The sequence below is a fragment of the Pedococcus sp. KACC 23699 genome (assembly GCF_045348425.1).
Lineage (GTDB): Bacteria > Actinomycetota > Actinomycetes > Actinomycetales > Dermatophilaceae > Pedococcus.
On sequence record NZ_CP157483.1, the window covers coordinates 1,722,697 to 1,738,626 of the forward strand.

16 protein-coding genes are annotated in these 15,930 nt (G+C 69.5%); 7 read left to right on the forward strand and 9 right to left on the reverse strand.

The window, feature by feature from the left end; genetic code table 11:
- The first annotated feature begins 7 nt into the window (after window positions 1–7).
- The 5 genes from sigM (at window position 8) to ABEG17_RS08005 (ending at window position 4,524) form a co-directional block, all read left to right on the forward strand.
- A complete protein-coding gene (gene sigM / locus ABEG17_RS07985) occupies window positions 8–556 on the forward strand; it encodes an RNA polymerase sigma factor SigM (protein ID WP_406832750.1) in 549 nt (182 codons plus the stop codon).
- Between the two features lie 124 nt (window positions 557–680).
- The gene (locus ABEG17_RS07990) at window positions 681–1,481 is read left to right on the forward strand and encodes a hypothetical protein (protein ID WP_406832751.1); all 801 of its coding nucleotides are present in this window, start codon (window positions 681–683) and stop codon (window positions 1,479–1,481) included.
- A gap of 131 nt (window positions 1,482–1,612) precedes the next feature.
- Complete coding sequence (gene trxB / locus ABEG17_RS07995; RefSeq protein ID WP_406832752.1) at window positions 1,613–2,617, forward strand: thioredoxin-disulfide reductase; 1,005 nt, start codon at window positions 1,613–1,615, stop codon at window positions 2,615–2,617.
- 48 nt (window positions 2,618–2,665) lie between these two features.
- Window positions 2,666–2,992, forward strand: coding sequence for a thioredoxin (gene trxA, locus ABEG17_RS08000; protein WP_406832753.1), 327 nt, complete (start codon window positions 2,666–2,668; stop codon window positions 2,990–2,992).
- 353 nt (window positions 2,993–3,345) lie between these two features.
- Window positions 3,346–4,524 carry an N-acetylmuramoyl-L-alanine amidase gene (locus ABEG17_RS08005; protein ID WP_406832754.1) on the forward strand — a complete coding sequence of 393 codons (1,179 nt, stop codon included), beginning with the start codon at window positions 3,346–3,348 and terminating at the stop codon, window positions 4,522–4,524.
- Between the two features lie 174 nt (window positions 4,525–4,698).
- Here ABEG17_RS08005 and ABEG17_RS08010 read toward each other — a convergent pair whose 3' ends face one another.
- From ABEG17_RS08010 to rpmH, 8 genes are all read right to left on the reverse strand, one after another.
- Window positions 4,699–5,964, reverse strand: coding sequence for a ParB/RepB/Spo0J family partition protein (locus tag ABEG17_RS08010; protein ID WP_406832755.1), 1,266 nt, complete (start codon window positions 5,962–5,964; stop codon window positions 4,699–4,701).
- A 14-nt stretch (window positions 5,965–5,978) separates the two neighbouring features.
- The gene (locus tag ABEG17_RS08015; RefSeq protein WP_406833159.1) at window positions 5,979–7,118 is read right to left on the reverse strand and encodes a ParA family protein; all 1,140 of its coding nucleotides are present in this window, start codon (window positions 7,116–7,118) and stop codon (window positions 5,979–5,981) included.
- A gap of 788 nt (window positions 7,119–7,906) precedes the next feature.
- Window positions 7,907–8,611: a 16S rRNA (guanine(527)-N(7))-methyltransferase RsmG gene (rsmG, locus tag ABEG17_RS08020; protein WP_406832756.1), complete on the reverse strand. Its 705-nt coding sequence runs from the start codon at window positions 8,609–8,611 to the stop codon at window positions 7,907–7,909.
- A 251-nt stretch (window positions 8,612–8,862) separates the two neighbouring features.
- On the reverse strand, window positions 8,863–9,600 hold the full coding sequence (locus ABEG17_RS08025) for a R3H domain-containing nucleic acid-binding protein (RefSeq protein WP_406832757.1): 738 nt from the start codon (window positions 9,598–9,600) through the stop codon (window positions 8,863–8,865).
- Window positions 9,601–9,611: 11 nt separating this feature from the next.
- Window positions 9,612–10,631, reverse strand: a complete 1,020-nt coding sequence (gene yidC / locus ABEG17_RS08030; RefSeq protein ID WP_406832758.1) for a membrane protein insertase YidC — start codon at window positions 10,629–10,631, stop codon at window positions 9,612–9,614.
- A gap of 96 nt (window positions 10,632–10,727) precedes the next feature.
- Window positions 10,728–10,988, reverse strand: a complete 261-nt coding sequence (yidD, locus tag ABEG17_RS08035; RefSeq protein WP_406832759.1) for a membrane protein insertion efficiency factor YidD — start codon at window positions 10,986–10,988, stop codon at window positions 10,728–10,730.
- Window positions 10,985–11,425, reverse strand: a complete 441-nt coding sequence (gene rnpA / locus ABEG17_RS08040; protein WP_406832760.1) for a ribonuclease P protein component — start codon at window positions 11,423–11,425, stop codon at window positions 10,985–10,987. The genes yidD and rnpA overlap by 4 nt, the downstream gene beginning before the upstream one ends.
- Window positions 11,364–11,501: a 50S ribosomal protein L34 gene (rpmH, locus tag ABEG17_RS08045; RefSeq protein WP_140739978.1), complete on the reverse strand. Its 138-nt coding sequence runs from the start codon at window positions 11,499–11,501 to the stop codon at window positions 11,364–11,366. The genes rnpA and rpmH overlap by 62 nt, the downstream gene beginning before the upstream one ends.
- A gap of 469 nt (window positions 11,502–11,970) precedes the next feature.
- Between rpmH and dnaA the strand changes: the two genes are divergently transcribed.
- Complete coding sequence (gene dnaA, locus ABEG17_RS08050) at window positions 11,971–13,611, forward strand: chromosomal replication initiator protein DnaA (RefSeq protein ID WP_406832761.1); 1,641 nt, start codon at window positions 11,971–11,973, stop codon at window positions 13,609–13,611.
- Here the strand turns inward: dnaA and ABEG17_RS08055 are convergent.
- Complete coding sequence (locus ABEG17_RS08055; protein ID WP_406832762.1) at window positions 13,592–14,581, reverse strand: NAD(P)H-binding protein; 990 nt, start codon at window positions 14,579–14,581, stop codon at window positions 13,592–13,594. The genes dnaA and ABEG17_RS08055 overlap by 20 nt on opposite strands.
- 136 nt (window positions 14,582–14,717) lie before the next feature.
- Here ABEG17_RS08055 and ABEG17_RS08060 point away from each other — a divergent pair, with 136 nt between their 5' ends.
- On the forward strand, window positions 14,718–15,500 hold the full coding sequence (locus tag ABEG17_RS08060; RefSeq protein WP_406832763.1) for a TetR/AcrR family transcriptional regulator: 783 nt from the start codon (window positions 14,718–14,720) through the stop codon (window positions 15,498–15,500).
- Window positions 15,501–15,930: the final 430 nt, after the last annotated feature.

The following is a 15,930-nucleotide window of genomic DNA, read 5'->3' on the forward strand; positions in this document are numbered from 1 at the left end:
GCACCCCATGAGCACCCGCCCGCTGCACGAACGCGACGACCGGGACCTGCTGCGCCAGCACCTCGACGGCGACCCCGATGCCTTCGGGGAGCTGTTCCGCCGGCACCGCGACCGGATGTGGGCCGTGGCCCTGCGCACCACCCGCAACCCCGAGCTCGCTGCTGACTGCGTGCAGGACGCCTTCATCTCGGCGTTCCGGCGAGCGGGGTCCTACCGCGGTGAGGCGGCGGTGACGACGTGGCTGCACCGCATCGTCGTGAACGCCTGCCTGGACCGGCTACGACGCGACAAACCGACCTCACCGCTGCCCGAGCACGAGCTCGCCGACGAGTCTGACGCCCAGGCCTCAGTGGACACCCGGCTCGAGGTGCGCGAGGCCCTCGACCGCCTGCCGGAGGGCCAACGGATGGCGTTGGTCCTCGTCGACATGCACGGTCTGTCCGTGCACGAGGCGGCGGCGGTGCTCGAGGTCGCCGAGGGCACCGTCAAGTCGCGCTGCAGCCGTGGCCGCGAGGCCATGGCGGCCATGCTCCGGGAACGATCGGGGCAGCCGTGACGTCGTACCCATGGAGCGGCCATTGTCCTGGCCTCCGTCCGGGTCTCGCTGGGACCGCCGCCTTCCACCCGTCACACCGTCCGTCGCTGCGCCCTGTCGTTGCTCGAGCCGTCCGGAGGTTGCCGTGAGCACCCCACCCGTGCCACCGGGTCGCCCGGAGGACCTCGACGACCCGACCGGGGTACGCGCGCTGCTGGCCGGGCTCGGCGACCCGGGCCCGATGCCCGCCGACCTGGTCGACCGCATCAACGCCTCCATCGCCGCCGAGCAGCAGGCCCGCTCGGCCGGTCGATCGTCGTCCGGGCACCCCTCGGCCGATCCACGCGGCACGGTCGTCCCGCTGCGTCGACGGCTGCCGTCCTGGCCGAAGGTCGGGCTTGCTGCCGCTGCGGTGGCCGCCGTCGCCGTTGCGGTCCCGGCGCTGGCCGGCACCGGGCCCGGCGAGCTGCTGGCCTCCCTGAGCGGCACCGGGTCGAGCTCCGCGAGCTCCGCCGCCGGCTCCGCGGCGAAGGCCTCGCCGGACGCGGCAGCCGGGCGCAAGGACGCCGGCGAGCACTCCATGAGCAGCAGCGCCGCCACGGTCACGCTCCAGGCGACCGGCACGGCATACACCTCCTCGGCCCTGCGGACCCAGGCGCGCACGGTGCTCGCCGGGGCGGTGAAGGACCACGCCACCCCTTCCAGCGCGCTTCGCGGCTCCTCCGCCGGTGCGGCCACCGCCGACGCGGCGGGCCTGCGGGAGTGCCTGACCGCGCTGGGTGTCGCCGCCTCGATGCCCCTCACCGCTGACGTGGCGACCTACGACGGACGCCCGGCGGTGGTCGTCGTGGTGGGCGGCGACACCCGCCAGAGCGTGTATGCCGTGGCCCCCGACTGCGACGCCGACCACCCCGCGGTGATGGCCGGCCCCGTCCCCCTGGGCTGACTGGCCGATTCACCCGTCGCCGCGGCCTGCCGCGTGCCGCGCAGGAACATTCAGGCCCTACGATCGGTTGCAGACATCAGCACCGTATGTAGCGGTGAACCTCCTTCTCGACCACAAGGGGCTGTACTCGCGTGAGCACGACCGCACCTGACGCCATCCGTAGCCTGATCATCATCGGCTCGGGCCCGGCGGGTTACACCGCCGCTGTCTACGCCGCCCGCGCCAACCTCGCGCCGTTGCTCTTCGAGGGTGCCGTCACCGCTGGTGGCGCGCTGATGAACACCACCGAGGTGGAGAACTTCCCCGGGTTCCGCGAGGGCATCATGGGCCCGGACCTCATGGAGAACATGCGTGCCCAGGCCGAGCGCTTCGGCGCCGAGATCATCACCGACGACGTCGAGTCGGTCGACCTCGAGGGTGAGGTCAAGACGGTCGTGGACGCCGAGGGCAACACCTACCGCGCGCACGCCGTGATCCTCGCCATGGGTTCGGCCTACCGTGAGCTCGGTCTGCCCGACGAGAAGCGCCTGTCGGGCCACGGTGTCAGCTGGTGTGCCACCTGCGACGGGTTCTTCTTCCGTGACCAGGACATCGCCGTCGTCGGCGGTGGCGACTCCGCCGTCGAGGAGGCCACCTTCCTGACCAAGTTCGCCAGGTCGGTGACGATCGTGCACCGTCGCGACGAGCTGCGGGCCTCCAAGATCATGGCCGAGCGGGCGCTGTCCAACGACAAGATCAAGTTCGCCTGGAACTCCGCCGTCGAGGCCATCCACGGCGACGCCAAGCTCACCGGGGTCACGCTGCGCGACACCGTGACCGGTGAGACGCGCGAGCTCCCCGTGACGGGTCTGTTCGTCGCCATCGGTCACGACCCGCGCAACGAGCTGGTCAAGGACGTCGTGACCTTGGACGAGGAGGGCTACGTGCTCGTCGAGGGTCGCACCACGCTGACCAACCTGCCCGGTGTGTTCGCCGCCGGTGACCTCGTCGACCACACCTACCGCCAGGCGATCACCGCCGCCGGTTCCGGCTGCGCCGCGGCCCTGGACGCCGAGCGGTTCCTGGCCGACCGTGACCACGCCGGCGCCCCGGACGCGGACGCCGCCCTGATCGAGCAGCCCGCGCTCACGCACTGACCCGCACGCACCATCCCCAACCACAGCACCACCGAAAGGAGCCCCCGAGTGGGAGCCATCAAGGACACCACGGACGCGACCTTCGAGGCCGACGTCCTCCAGAACGACAAGCCGGTCCTGGTGGACTTCTGGGCACCCTGGTGCGGCCCGTGCCGCGCCGTTGCCCCGGTCCTCGAGGAGCTGGCCGTCGCGCACGCCGACAAGATCGACATCGTCAAGCTCAACACCGACGAGAACCTCGCCGTCAGCTCGCGCTACGGCATCACCGGCATCCCGACGCTCAACGTCTACGTCGGTGGCGAGGTCGTCAAGACCCTCGTCGGCGCCATGCCGAAGCCCAAGCTCGTCCGCGAGCTCGCCGACTACCTCAACTGACGTGCCGCGTGTGCCGGCCGGACCCCACGGGGTCCGGCCGGCACATGTTTTTCCGGGGCCGACTTCCCAGGTTCGACCACGCCTGACGCCTATGTCCCCGCGGAGGGCGGCACAGTCGCCCAGCGCCACCGGACGCGACCTCAGCAGGAGCAGTTCGGTTGGATCCTGCCCCCCTGCTGACCTAGAGTCGGGCACTGCACCACGCGGCCTGCGCGTCCACCCCCGGCGCACAGCCCACCCAGATCCACCCTGTCCCACCGGTCGCACCAGGCCCGTGCTCTGCCTCGGCAGACCGCCCCTGACCTGCACCGATGTCGACCTCGACGAGGTCTTTACCCCTCCGAGGAGGTTGCGTGTCAGACAGCAAGAACGGCCTGCTCGGTCTCGGGAGCCACGGTCCAGCGGTGCTCGACGTCAGGACCCGGCTCGCGGCCCTGGCCTCCGACGCCCTCCCCGAGCTCGCCGACCTCCTGGTCGGCGCTCCGGACCCCGAGGCGTATGACGAGGGCCTGCTGCATGCCGTGCGCGCCTTCCAGCAGCACAAGGGCCTCATCGTCGACGGTGTCGTCGGGGTCGAGACCTTCGGTGCCATCGATGGTGCCCGCTGGTCACTCGGCGACCGCCTCCTGACGCACACTCCGGGCCACCTCCAGCGCGGCGAGGACGTCGTGGCCCTCCAGGAGCGCCTCAACACCCTCGGCTTCGCCTCCGGTCGCGTCGACGGACGATTCGGCCCGGAGACCGAGCGTGCCGTGCGCAGCTTCCAGCGGGCCTATGGCCTGCCCGGTGACGGCTCAGTCGGCCCGGAGACGTTCCGCGCCTTCGACGACCTGCGCCGATCGGTGTCCGGCGGCTCAGCCAACGTCCTGCGCGAGCGCGAGCGTGTCCGCCGCTCCGGCCACAACCTCAGTGGTCGCACGGTCGTGCTGGACCCCGGTCACGGCGGTGACAACACCGGCGCCACCGCCAACGGCCTGGTCGAGTCGGATCTCGTCATGGACCTCGCTCGCCGCATCGAGGGCCGGCTCACCGCGATCGGGGTCGCCGTCGTCTTCACTCGCACCGAGCACACGTGCCCGACCGAGGAGGAGCGCGCCGCGATCGCCAACAACGCCGGCGCCGACCTCCTGCTGTCGCTGCACGCCGACTCCCACGACGCCGCCGACGCCAGCGGGGTCGCCACCTTCTTCTTCGGCCGCGACCGCGCGACCTCGTGGTCGGCCATCGGCGAGCACCTCGCCGACCTCGTCCTGCGTGAGATCGTGGCGCGGACAGGACTGGCCAACTGCCGGTCGCACGGACGGTCCTGGACCCTGCTCCAGCAGACGACCATGCCCACGGTCCGGATCGAGGCCGGCTACCTGTCGCACCCCGCCGATGCCGCGCGACTGGCCGACCCCGCGTTCCGTGACACGCTCGCCGAAGCGCTCCTCGTCAGCCTGCAGCGGCTCTACCTGGGCGACGACGACACCACCAAGACCGGCGTGCTCCACCTGGGCGACCTGCGCGCGTACCTCGCCGCACACTCCTGAGCCGGCTCCCCTTGGAGCCAGCCTGCGCACCGAGTGCCGGCGCGCTGGCACGGAGTGACCGCGCGCTCTGACTGACGAATCCCCTTGTCCACCAAGGGGATTCGTCAGTTCTGGACTGGTGTCAGCGGTTCCACTGATCTGTCGCCGGACGGTGTTTCCCGTGAAACATCGCGGTCAGCCGTTACGGTCGACACCCAACAGGTCGACGATCCGGTTCAGGTCCTCGACCGAGGCGAACTCCACCGTCAGCTTGCCCTTGCGCTGACCCAGGGCGATGTTGACCCGGGTGTCGAACCGATCGGACAGCCGTGCCGCCAGGTCGTCCAGCTGCGGGTGACGGTTGCCGGCGCGCGGACGGCGCGGCTTGGACCGCTCCTGGTCACCTCCGAGCGCCACGATCTCCTCGACGCTGCGCACCGAGAGCCCTTCGGCCACGATCCGCTGGGCGAGGCGCTCCATACCGGCTGCATCGTCCAGGGAGAGCAACGCGCGGGCGTGGCCCGCGGACAGGACGCCGGCGGCGACGCGGCGTGCCACCAGCGGAGGCAGCTTCAGCAGTCGCAGGGTGTTGGAGATCTGCGGACGCGAGCGTCCGATCCGTCCCGCCAGCTCGTCGTGGGTGCAGCCGAAGTCCTCGAGCAGCTGCTGGTACGCGGCAGCCTCTTCCAAGGCGTTGAGCTGACTGCGGTGGAGGTTCTCCAAGAGCGCGTCGCGCAGCAGGTCGTCGTCGTCGGTCTCCTTGACGATCGCCGGGACCGTCGCCTTGCCGGCCTCCTGCGACGCACGCCAGCGGCGCTCACCCATGATGAGCTCGTAGACGACGCCCTCCGGGGCGCTGTCGAGCTCGTCAGGCCCCTGACCTGCGGGAATGGGTCGGACGACGATGGGCTGGAGCACTCCGATCTCGCGGATCGAGTGCACCAGCTCGGCCATGTCGTCCTCGTCGAAGACGGACCGGGGCTGCTTGGGGTTGGGTCGGATGGACTCGACCGGCAGGTCGCCGAACGATGCCCCCGGCACCGGTGCCAGGCCCCTGCCGTCGGTGACGTCGACCGGGATGGGCTGGGAGTCCTGCTGGGAGTCGTGCTCGGAACCCGATGCGGAGCCGGGCTCAGCGTGCGACTCGGCAGGACGCTTGTCGCCCGCCAGCGCCTCACCGTCCACGCTCTCCGTGCCGGTCGACTCGTCGGCACTTCCTTCTCCGATCTGACCCTGGGCGTCATCGCGGCCGGCATGCGCGTCGATGCGTCCTTGGTCGTCGCCGGATCTGTTGCCCTGCGCGGTCGAGGCGTCCTCGCCCGGAGCGCGTGACGGCTCGGCCGGCGCCGGGCGCTGGTCCTGGAAGAAGACATCGACGGGGCGGCTCGGCATGGGTGACGTGGGGGCGTTGGGGATGAGGGCACCCAGGCCCCGGCCGAGGGCGCGACGCTTCTCGCTCATGTGGGGGTTCCTTGTCAGTTCTGCGCGGAGGCGGACGGGACGACGGGTGCTGCGGCAGCACCCCGGTCGGCGAGCTCGGCAGCGGCACCGAGATAGGACAACGCGCCACTGGAGTTGGGGTCGTAGGTCATGACGGTCTGCCCGTGGCTCGGCGCCTCAGAGATGCGCACCGACCTCGGCACCGTGTTGCGCAGCACCTGGTCCGGGAAGTGGCTGCGAACCTCCTCGGCCACCTGCGCCGACAGCCGGGTGCGGCCGTCATACATGGTGAGCAGGATCGTGGACACGTGCAGGGTCGGGTTGAGGTGGTTGCGGATCAGCTCGATGTTCTTGAGCAGCTGCGACAGGCCCTCGAGCGCGTAGTACTCGCACTGGATCGGGATGAACACCTCCTGCGCCGCGACGAACGCGTTCACCGTGAGCAGGCCCAGGCTGGGGGGACAGTCGATGAGCACGTAGTCAGGAAGGGGACGGTCCGCGTTCGGTGCTCCCTGGAGGTAGGCAGCAATGGCACGCTGGAGCCTGGTCTCCCGAGCGACGAGCGAGACCAGCTCGATCTCCGCGCCGGCAAGGTCGATGGTGGCCGGCGCACACCACAGACCGGGGATGTCCGGGCACTCCTGCACGACGTCCGCCAGTGGATCGCCGTCGACCAGCACGTCATAGATGCTCGGGACCTCGGCATGGTGGTCGATCCCCAGCGCGGTGCTTGCGTTCCCCTGCGGGTCGATGTCGATGACGAGCACGGTCAGTCCGGCTTGGGCCAGAGCCGCAGCCACGTTCACCGTGGTCGTGGTCTTGCCCACGCCGCCCTTCTGGTTGGCGACGGTCAGCACCCGGGTGGCAGCCGGCTTGGGAAACACCCTCCCGGTCAGGGCGATGCGCTTGCGCGCGTCTTCGGCGACCGCCCGAGCCAGCGGGGTGTCGTGATCCGCCTGCGGCAAGGACGAGGCGAGCTCTTCGCGCTGGTCAGTTTCACGTGAAACGACCGCGGCCAGCGCCTCCTCCGCCGCGACGGCGGTTCCGACGTGGCCGGATCCTGCGTCGGTCGCCGCGCGGGTCGTCGCGGGTCCCTGGGGGTGCGTATCCGCGCCGTGAGCACCGACGGTTTCCCGTGAAACATCGTCCTCAGTTGGAGCAGGATCGGCGCCCACTCCCTGAGCGGCCGCCGGTGTCGCCATCACTGCAGTCGGAGCTTGGGTGGCGTCGCCAGGAGAAGCGAGGTCGGCAGGGCAAGCAGCGTCGTGGCTGGCGACTGTCGACGTTTCCCGTGAAACATCGGGCGCACCATGACTCGATGACTCCACCGTGTCGTGCGGAGCGGACTCCGGGAGTGATGACTCCGAGTCGCTCTCAAACACCGCTCGATCGGATGCCTGCGTTTCACGTGAAACGTGCGCGTCGGTCGATGCATCTGACGAAACATCGGCGACGGAGTTGGCCGTGGGGTCGACGGCGGTGGAGTCGAGGTCGTCGAGGTGCGTGGCCCGAACCGCGCCGTCGGACGCGAGCGTGGCACCAGACGTGGCCGCCACGTCGAACGGGCCCGAGTCACCAGAGTCTTTGTCCATCCGGTCCGGCCATCCGACGGCCGTGCTCGGTCCCGCCGGCCGCTCGGGCCACCCCAGTCCGCGGGTGAGCCGGAGTACTGCTGATGTCACGCGGTCACCTCGTTGGCCATGGGCATCATCCAACCCTACGCGAGGGCACCGTCACAAACGTGGACACGTGGCCGCAGAACGCCGCTCGAATCGAGTCAAAGGCCAGGTGCTGAAGGGGTCGTCGGACTGAACGACGTGCCGGCCAGCCGGCCAACAGTTCCCCACGACACCGACTCCAGTCGATCGGCCCGCTGCCGTGCCCAGCCGTTCCCAGCCGAGCACCAGGTAATGCACATCGCGCCCGAGTGCTGGGCGCCGGGCACGGCTGCCGCTACCTGCGGCTATCTGCCCTTGCGCGCCTTCTTCGGCGTCGGTTGGGGACGTACCTGCAGGGTCAGGGTGACGGTCGGCACGTCGAGCAGTCCTTCGCCGTACACCTCCACCGCCGATGCCGTCATCCCCAGCTTGCGCAGGGTGGGTGCGGTGGCCTCGAGCTCGTCCTGGGCACTACTGCCCTTGAGGGCCACCAGCGTTCCTCCTTGGGCGAGGAGCGGAAAGGTCCACCGTGCCAGCTTGTCGATCCGTGCGACGGCGCGAGCCGTCGCCCAGGCCACCGTGAGCACCCCGTGGAACTCCTCGGCTCGGCCGCGCTGCACCGTGCAGTTCGTGAGCCCGAGTTGGGTGATGGTGTCTGACAACCAGGTCGTGCGCCGCAGCATCGGCTCGACGAGGTGAAGGTGCAGGTCGGGACGGGCGATCGCCAGCGCGAGGCCGGGCAGGCCGGCTCCGGATCCGACGTCGACCACCTCTACCCCCTCCGGGAACGCCTCCTGCGCCACAGCGCAGTTGAGGATGTGGCGCTCCCACACGATGGGCACCTCGCGCGGCCCGATGAGGCCGTGCGACACCCCGGTGTCGGCCAAGATCGTTGCGAACTGCTCCGCCATCCCGATCCGGCCCCCGAACACCCCGGCGGCAACGGATGGTGCCACCGGCGCCACCAGGGCTTCGCCGGTGGGCTCAGGAGGGGTGTCGTGCTCGGTCATGGTCACCTCGGGTCAGGTCGCACGGTTGGCTCGCCGTGATGGAAACACGCTTCACACCTCTGCGGTGGTCAGCGATTCAGGCGCTGCACCATCCATGCGCCACGCGTCCGGCCTCCTATGGCCACGGCTCGGCCCAGCCTAGAGGTCGGCGCCACGACACCGGAAAACGACAGCGGGTGCAGGTCCGGTGATCCGGTCCTGCACCCGCTGGGTGCGCCTGTCGGCGCTGTTTCACGTGAAACTGCGTCGTCTCAGCTGGGGAGCACGACGACGAAACGACGAGGCTCGACGCCATCGGACTCCGAGACCAGCCCGGCGGCAAGCACCTCGTCGTGCACCACCTTGCGCTCGAACGCCGTCATGGGCTCCAAGGAGGCCTTCTCGCCGCTGCTCTTCACGCCTGCGATCGCCTCCTGCGCGATGGTGACGAGGGCGGCTCGCCGCTCAGCACGGTGGCCCGCGACGTCGAGCATGAGCCTGCTGCGCTCACCGGTCGCGGACTGGACGGCCAGGCGGGTCAGCTCCTGCAGCGCCTCGAGCACCTTGCCGTCGGGTCCGACGAGGCGACGGGGCACGCGGCCCTCCTCGGAGTCGACGATGGAGACGGCAGCACGGTCGCCATCGACATCGACCTCGATGTCACCATCGAGGTCGGCGATGTCGAGCAAGGTCTCCAGGAAGTCCGCCGCCACCTCGCCCTCACGCTCGAGGTCGGCCGTCTTGGCGGGGCGTCGCCGAGCCGAGACGTGGGAAACGTCGCCGTCCACCGATGCGACGTCCTCGGAGTCCTCGGAGGCCTCGGTGTCTGAATCGTCGGCGTAGGAAGCTGCGTCCGGGGTGACGGCCGGAGCGGTGCTGCCGTCCTCGCCGGCCTCCGTGGGTGGCGTGGCCTGTGTGGCGTCGGGGCCGGGAGCCACGGCGGTGACGGCGGTCTCCTCGGGGGCGGACGGGCTGGTCTCGTCGACGAGGGCGTCGTGCTGCTCAGTCATGGTCATCGCTCTCAGTTGTCGGTCTGCGGCTTGGAGTCCTGCACGGGCGAGCTCGCGGCAGCCGGCTTGGGCTTGGCAGCGGCACTCTTCTTCTTCTTGTTGCGGCTGGGCTGCTGACGCTGGCCGACCTGCTTGGGCGCCTCTTCCGGCTCAGCCTTGTCCAGGCCCTTGACCCGGAACTCCTCGATCGGCTTTCCACGCTTGGCCCGTCGCTCCTGCATCGCCTTCTCGGCCGGTGAACCCGGCGCAGGCATCTTGCGGATGACGTAGAACTGCTGGCACATCGACCACACGTTGGTGGTGAGCCAGTAGAGCAGGACACCGATGGGGAAGTTGACGCCGGAGATCGCGAAGAAGAGCGGCATCAGGTAGAGCAGCATCTTCTGCTGCTTGGCGAAGGGGTTGTCCAGCGCCGACGCCGGCATGTTCTTCATCATCAGCTGGCGCTGGGTGGTGAACGTGCTCGCCGACATGAGCACGATGAGCACGATGGTGACGATCTTGACGGTCAGCGTCTCCGAACCGATGAACTTGTCGGAGAGCTGGGCACCGAAGAACGTCGAGGACTCCGCCTGACCGGCGAGCTGGCGCGTGATCGGGCCGATCGGCTCGGCGGTGCCGTTGGCGATCTTCTGCAGGCTGTTGAGCACCCGGAACAGGCCGAAGAAGAACGGGGACTGCAGCAGGATCGGCAGGCACGAGCTGAACGGGTTGGTCCCGGTCCGCTTGTAGAGGTCCATCGTCTCCTGCGTCATCGCCTGACGGGAGTCCGGGTCGCTCTTGCCCTTGTACTTGGCCTGGATCTTCTGCATCTCGGGCTGGATGAGCTGCATCCGTCGCGAGGCGTGGATCTGCTTGACGAACAGCGGGATCATCGCGGCACGCATCACCACCACGAGGCCGACGATCGACAGGGTCCAGGCCACGCCGGAGGCCGACGGGAGGCCCATCTGGGTGAACAGCCAGTGCCAGCTGAACAGGATCCACGAGACGATCCATTCGAACGGGTAGATCAGATCAGTGAAGCTCATGGTGTCCTCAATCTGGTGGTGGGCCGTCGGGTCGACGTCCCACCGGTGGTTCCGGCCATGCGATGCGTATGGTGCCTGGCCGGCAGGTCTGGTGCCCTACCGCTGGGGAGCGGAGTGGGCAGGTCGTGCAGGCACGTGGTCAACGCCCCCGGGCGACCAGGGGTGACACCTGCCCAACCGCTTCAGGGCGAGCCAGGTTCCCTTGACGGGACCGAATCGCTGGAGGGCGGTGACGGCGTAGGCCGAGCAGGAGGGGTAGTACCGACAGGTCTGCGGCCGCATCGGGGAGATGAGCCGCTGGTACAGGACGATGACCCAGATGAGCGGTGCCGTCACGATCCGGCCGACGGTGCTCATGGTCGACCCGACCCCACCCGGGCGAGGACCTTCGGCAGCACACGATCGAGCTCTGCCGCGAGCTGGGTCGAGTTCGCCTGTGCCGCAGCAGGGTTCGCTCTCACGACGACGTCGGTGCCGGCGGGCACCACGTCGACTCGAGCCGCCATCAGAGCACGGAGGCGGCGCTTGGTCCGGTTGCGGACGACGGCTCCGCCGACGGCCTTGGAGACGACAAAACCGACCCGCGGCGGTTGTCCCGCACGCGCGTCGGTCTGTCCAGCATGGACCACCATCAACGTGGAGCCTGCTCGGGCTCCCCTGGGGCCCCTGAGCGCTGCCGAGAAGTCCGAGCTCGTGCGGAGCCGGTGCCCCGCGGGCAGCACAGGGACGCCCTCAGGCGGAGAGCTCGGTGCGGCCCTTGGCGCGTCGAGCCGACAGGATGGCGCGACCCGCACGGGTACGCATCCGCAGGCGGAAGCCGTGGGTCTTGGCCCGGCGACGGTTGTTCGGCTGGAAAGTACGCTTGCTCACGAGGTTCTCCGTTACTGGTCAGGCCCGGTTGGCCTGCTGAGTGCTGGTGGGTGACCGAGCGGCCGCAATCGGAAACCCGCGCCGGATCCCCTTCGCGAGAAGGTGAGCCGGGGTGTCACGGGCATGCGAAAACGGCCGACAGGCCTGTTCCAAGGTACGCGAGCGCCAACCGCAGGGTCAAACCAGCACGCATCCGCGCTCCATACGGGTCTGGTCGCGAGTCCTAGCACCGGACACCGCATGCCTCTGCGGGGACACGCCGCCCGGATTCACCGAGTTCTCCCGGGAAGGGCAAGATTTGACCAAGCGGCTTGCTCCACGGGCCCTGCACTTGTTAGCGTCCGTCCTCGTCCCATTCTTTGCCCACAGGTTGTGGATAACTATGTGGATACTGCAGAGTGCGATCAACGCACCATGACCCTGCGACAGGGCAGCAACCGCAGACACCGTCGAAAGGGATGTGGGACCAGTGAGTGACGCCGATCTGGACTTTGCTCAGATCTGGCAGAACACGATCGCCACCCTCGACGCCGACGGTCTGCCGGCGCGAGAGCGCGCGTTCCTCACCCTGGCCCGGCTCTCGGGTCTGCTCGACGGGACTGCCCTGGTCAAGGTGCCCAACGACTACACCAAGGACGTGGTGGAGCAGCGGGTCCGCGACGCGGTCACCCGGGCTCTGTCCTCCCAGCTCGGCACCCAGGTGCACCTGGCTGTGACGGTCGACCCGTCCCTGGACGAGGACCACTACGTCGAGGACACCGTCGGTCTGCCCGAGCAGCGTCCTGAGCAGCGGGGCGACCAGCGATCCGGCACCTCCGGCGCGTACTCCGGTGGCTACACCCAGGCACCAGCCAGCTTCCGCGACCCGGGCTACGGCGAGGCGCCGGCCAACTTCCGCGACCCCGGGTACCTCGAGAGCAACGGTTGGGCGCCCAGCCAGCGCGAGCCCCAGCACCAGCCGGCCCACCGGGTCGACCCCGACGAGCGCCCCGACCCCTCGCGCGAGCAATCCGCCCAGGCTCCCCCTGCCGCGCAGCGGCGTCCCCGCGACGAGGTGCCGAGCATCACGGACGAGTCGGCCACCCGGCTCAACCCGAAGTACACCTTCGACACCTTCGTCATCGGCGCGAGCAACCGGTTCGCCCACGCGGCCGCGGTCGCGGTCGCCGAGGCGCCGGCCAAGGCGTACAACCCGCTGTTCGTCTACGGCGAGTCCGGGCTGGGCAAGACCCACCTGCTGCACGCCATCGGGCACTACGCCCGCAACCTCTACCCGCACGTCAAAGTGCGTTACGTGAACTCCGAGGAGTTCACCAACGACTTCATCAACAGCATCCGCGACGACAAGGCGAGCAACTTCCAGCGTCGCTACCGCGACGTCGACGTGCTGCTCATCGACGACATCCAGTTCCTGCAGGGCAAGGTGCAGACGCAGGAGGAGTTCTTCCACACGTTCAACACCCTGCACAACGCCAACAAGCAGGTCGTCATCACCAGCGACCTGCCCCCGAAGCTGCTGTCCGGCTTCGAGGAGCGGATGCGCAGCCGGTTCGAATGGGGCCTGCTTACCGACGTCCAGCCGCCCGACCTCGAGACCCGCATCGCCATCCTTCGCAAGAAGGCCATCCAGGAACGGATGAGCGCCCCCGACGAGGTGCTCGAGTTCATCGCGAGCCGGATCTCGACCAACATCCGTGAGCTCGAGGGCGCCCTCATCCGCGTCACCGCGTTCGCCAGCCTCAACCGGCAGAGCGTCGACATGGGCCTGGCCGAGATCGTCCTCAAGGACCTCATCCCCAACGAGCAGGGCTCCCAGATCACCAGCGCGACGATCATGGCCCAGACCGCGGCCTACTTCGGGCTGACCATCGAGGACCTCTGCGGCACCTCTCGCTCTCGTGTCCTGGTGACGGCCCGCCAGATCGCGATGTACCTGTGCCGTGAGCTGACCGACCTGTCCCTGCCGAAGATCGGCCAGCAGTTCGGTGGGCGTGACCACACCACGGTCATGCACGCCGACAAGAAGATCCGCCAGCTCATGGCCGAGCGCCGCGCGATCTACAACCAGGTCACCGAGCTCACCAACCGGATCAAGCAGCAGTCGCGCTGATCCCGTTCCCCGGCAGCTCGCCGGTGTGGGCCGTCCGGCCCTGCACGAACGCCACGGTGTCGGCGAGCGTCTGCTCCCACGGCGTGGGCGCCATACCGAAGACCCGCTCGGTCTCGCTCGAGTCGAGCACGAACGGCCGATCGAACTGGTGCCTCGTCTCACCCAGCTCCCGCAGGAACGGCACGGCCAGACCCATGCCCCGCACCACCGGTGCCGGTATGGCGCGGACCGCCGGGGCCCTGCGCCCCACCAGCGCCGCGACCTCGGCGGCGACCTGACGCATCGACCGTGCCGGGGCGCTCGGGACGTGCCACGCCCTGCCCCACGCACGGTCGTCCTGGGCGAGGGCCGCCGCCAGCCGCCCCGTGTCACGCACGTCGGTCCAGGTGTGGGGCGCGTCGGGGTCGCCGACGAGCAGCCACACCGGGCGACGCCGGACGACCGGGGCGACGACGAGCTCCTGCAGCATGCTCGTCCGCCCACCGATCCCGGGGCCGGTGTAGTCGGACGCGCGCAGCTCGGTCACCCGGACCCGCCCCTGCGCCGCAGCGGCCAGGGCCTCGTCCCACATCCGGACCCGCAGCTCGCCCTTGTGGCCGTTGGGGCGCAGCGGGGTGTGCGCGGTCATGGGTTCGTCGACCCGCCCGTAGCCGTAGAGGTTGCCCACGATGACCAGTCCGGCGCCGGTGCGCTCGGCCGCGCCGAGCAGCGACGCCGCCAGGGGCGGCCAGTCCCGGTCCCAGGCGGAGTAGTCCGGCGGGTTGAGCGCATTGACCAGCGCTGCCGCGCCTTGGGTCAGCTCGGTCACCCGGTCGACGTCTGTGGCGTCGGCACTGATGGCCTCCACGCCGGCGAGGTGGGCACCCCGTCCCGAGCGCGACACCAGCCGCACCTCGTGCCCGCTCGCCACCAGCTCCCGGGCGGTGCGCTGCCCCACCGCACCCGCACCCATCACCACGTACCTACCCATGACCACCAGCTCCTTCGACGACCTCAACTGTGAGCACTGCTCTCTGTTTCTCGAGTACACACCACCTAGCCGGGGCTCGTCAAGAGCACTGCTCACATTCGTGACAGGTGATCTCGGAAATGACAGGATGGTCGTCGTGACCCCGCACCAGCCCGGCGTGCCCGCCGACCAGACCGCCGCCAGCTCCTCCACGCCGGGGATCCGCGCCCGCAACCGAGCCGCCCTGGAGGAGGAGATCCTCGAGGCCGGCCGGCGTCACCTCGCCCGGGACGGAGCGGCCGCGCTGTCGCTGCGAGCCATCGCCCGCGACCTCGGCATGGTGTCCTCGGCGCTGTACCGCTACGTCGCCAACCGTGACGACCTGCTCACCCTGCTCATCGTCGCCGCCTACACCTCGCTCGGGGACGCGGTCGAACAGGCCCACGGCGCCATACCGGAGGACGACCTCGATGCGCGCTGGGACGCCATCGCGCACGCCCTGCGCCGGTGGGCCCTGGCCCATCCCCACGAGTACGCCCTGGTCTACGGCTCACCGGTCCCGGACTACAACGCGCCGGCGGAGCGCACCACCGAGCCCGGGACCCGGGTCCAGGTGTTGCTCGTCCGCCTGCTCGCCGACGCGCGGCGTGCGGGACGGCTGGTCGCCGCAAGCGGGCACGATGAGAACGGGCCGGACGGTGACGCCGAGGTTCGCGACCTCGCCGAACGCGCCGTGGGGGCGATGGTGCGCACCGACTTCTTCATGGGCAGCGGCGTCGACGCCCCCACCCTGATGACCGGTCTGGCCGCCTGGTCGCTGGTCATGGGCTCGGTCTCCACGGAGGTGTTCGGTCAGCTGGGACGTGACTCGGTGAGCGATCGGGACGCCTACTTCGACGTCATGGTGGGCGTCGGCCGTCGGTTGGTGCTGTCTTCCTGAGGAGGCGGGTCACAGCCTCGGTGGATCGACCTGCCGCGTCCTCGACAGGTTGTGCACGAGTTGTCCACGGGTTGTCCCCCGGTTGTCCCCAAGGGCCGGGTGAGTTGTCCACAGGGCTCTCCACACCTGTGCGCACGTGTTCACCGTTTCGACACATGGCCAGGCGCCACCGTGCTATGAGCACGAATCCGGCCCCTCGGCGCCGTAGGAAACCCGACAAAAGTGACCGGACCCCAGTGGTCCACACCTGTGGAAAAGTCTGTGGGTATGTGTGCTCGGAGACCGTGTCTCATCCATTCGGATGAGCCTTCTGCACATCGGTGGACAACCTGTGGACAACCCGTGCACGACACTCCGACGGTCTGGGGACGAGCCGGGAGTGTCGTGTGGACGCCGTGTGGGCGCCGATTTCCCCTCCACACCCCGGACC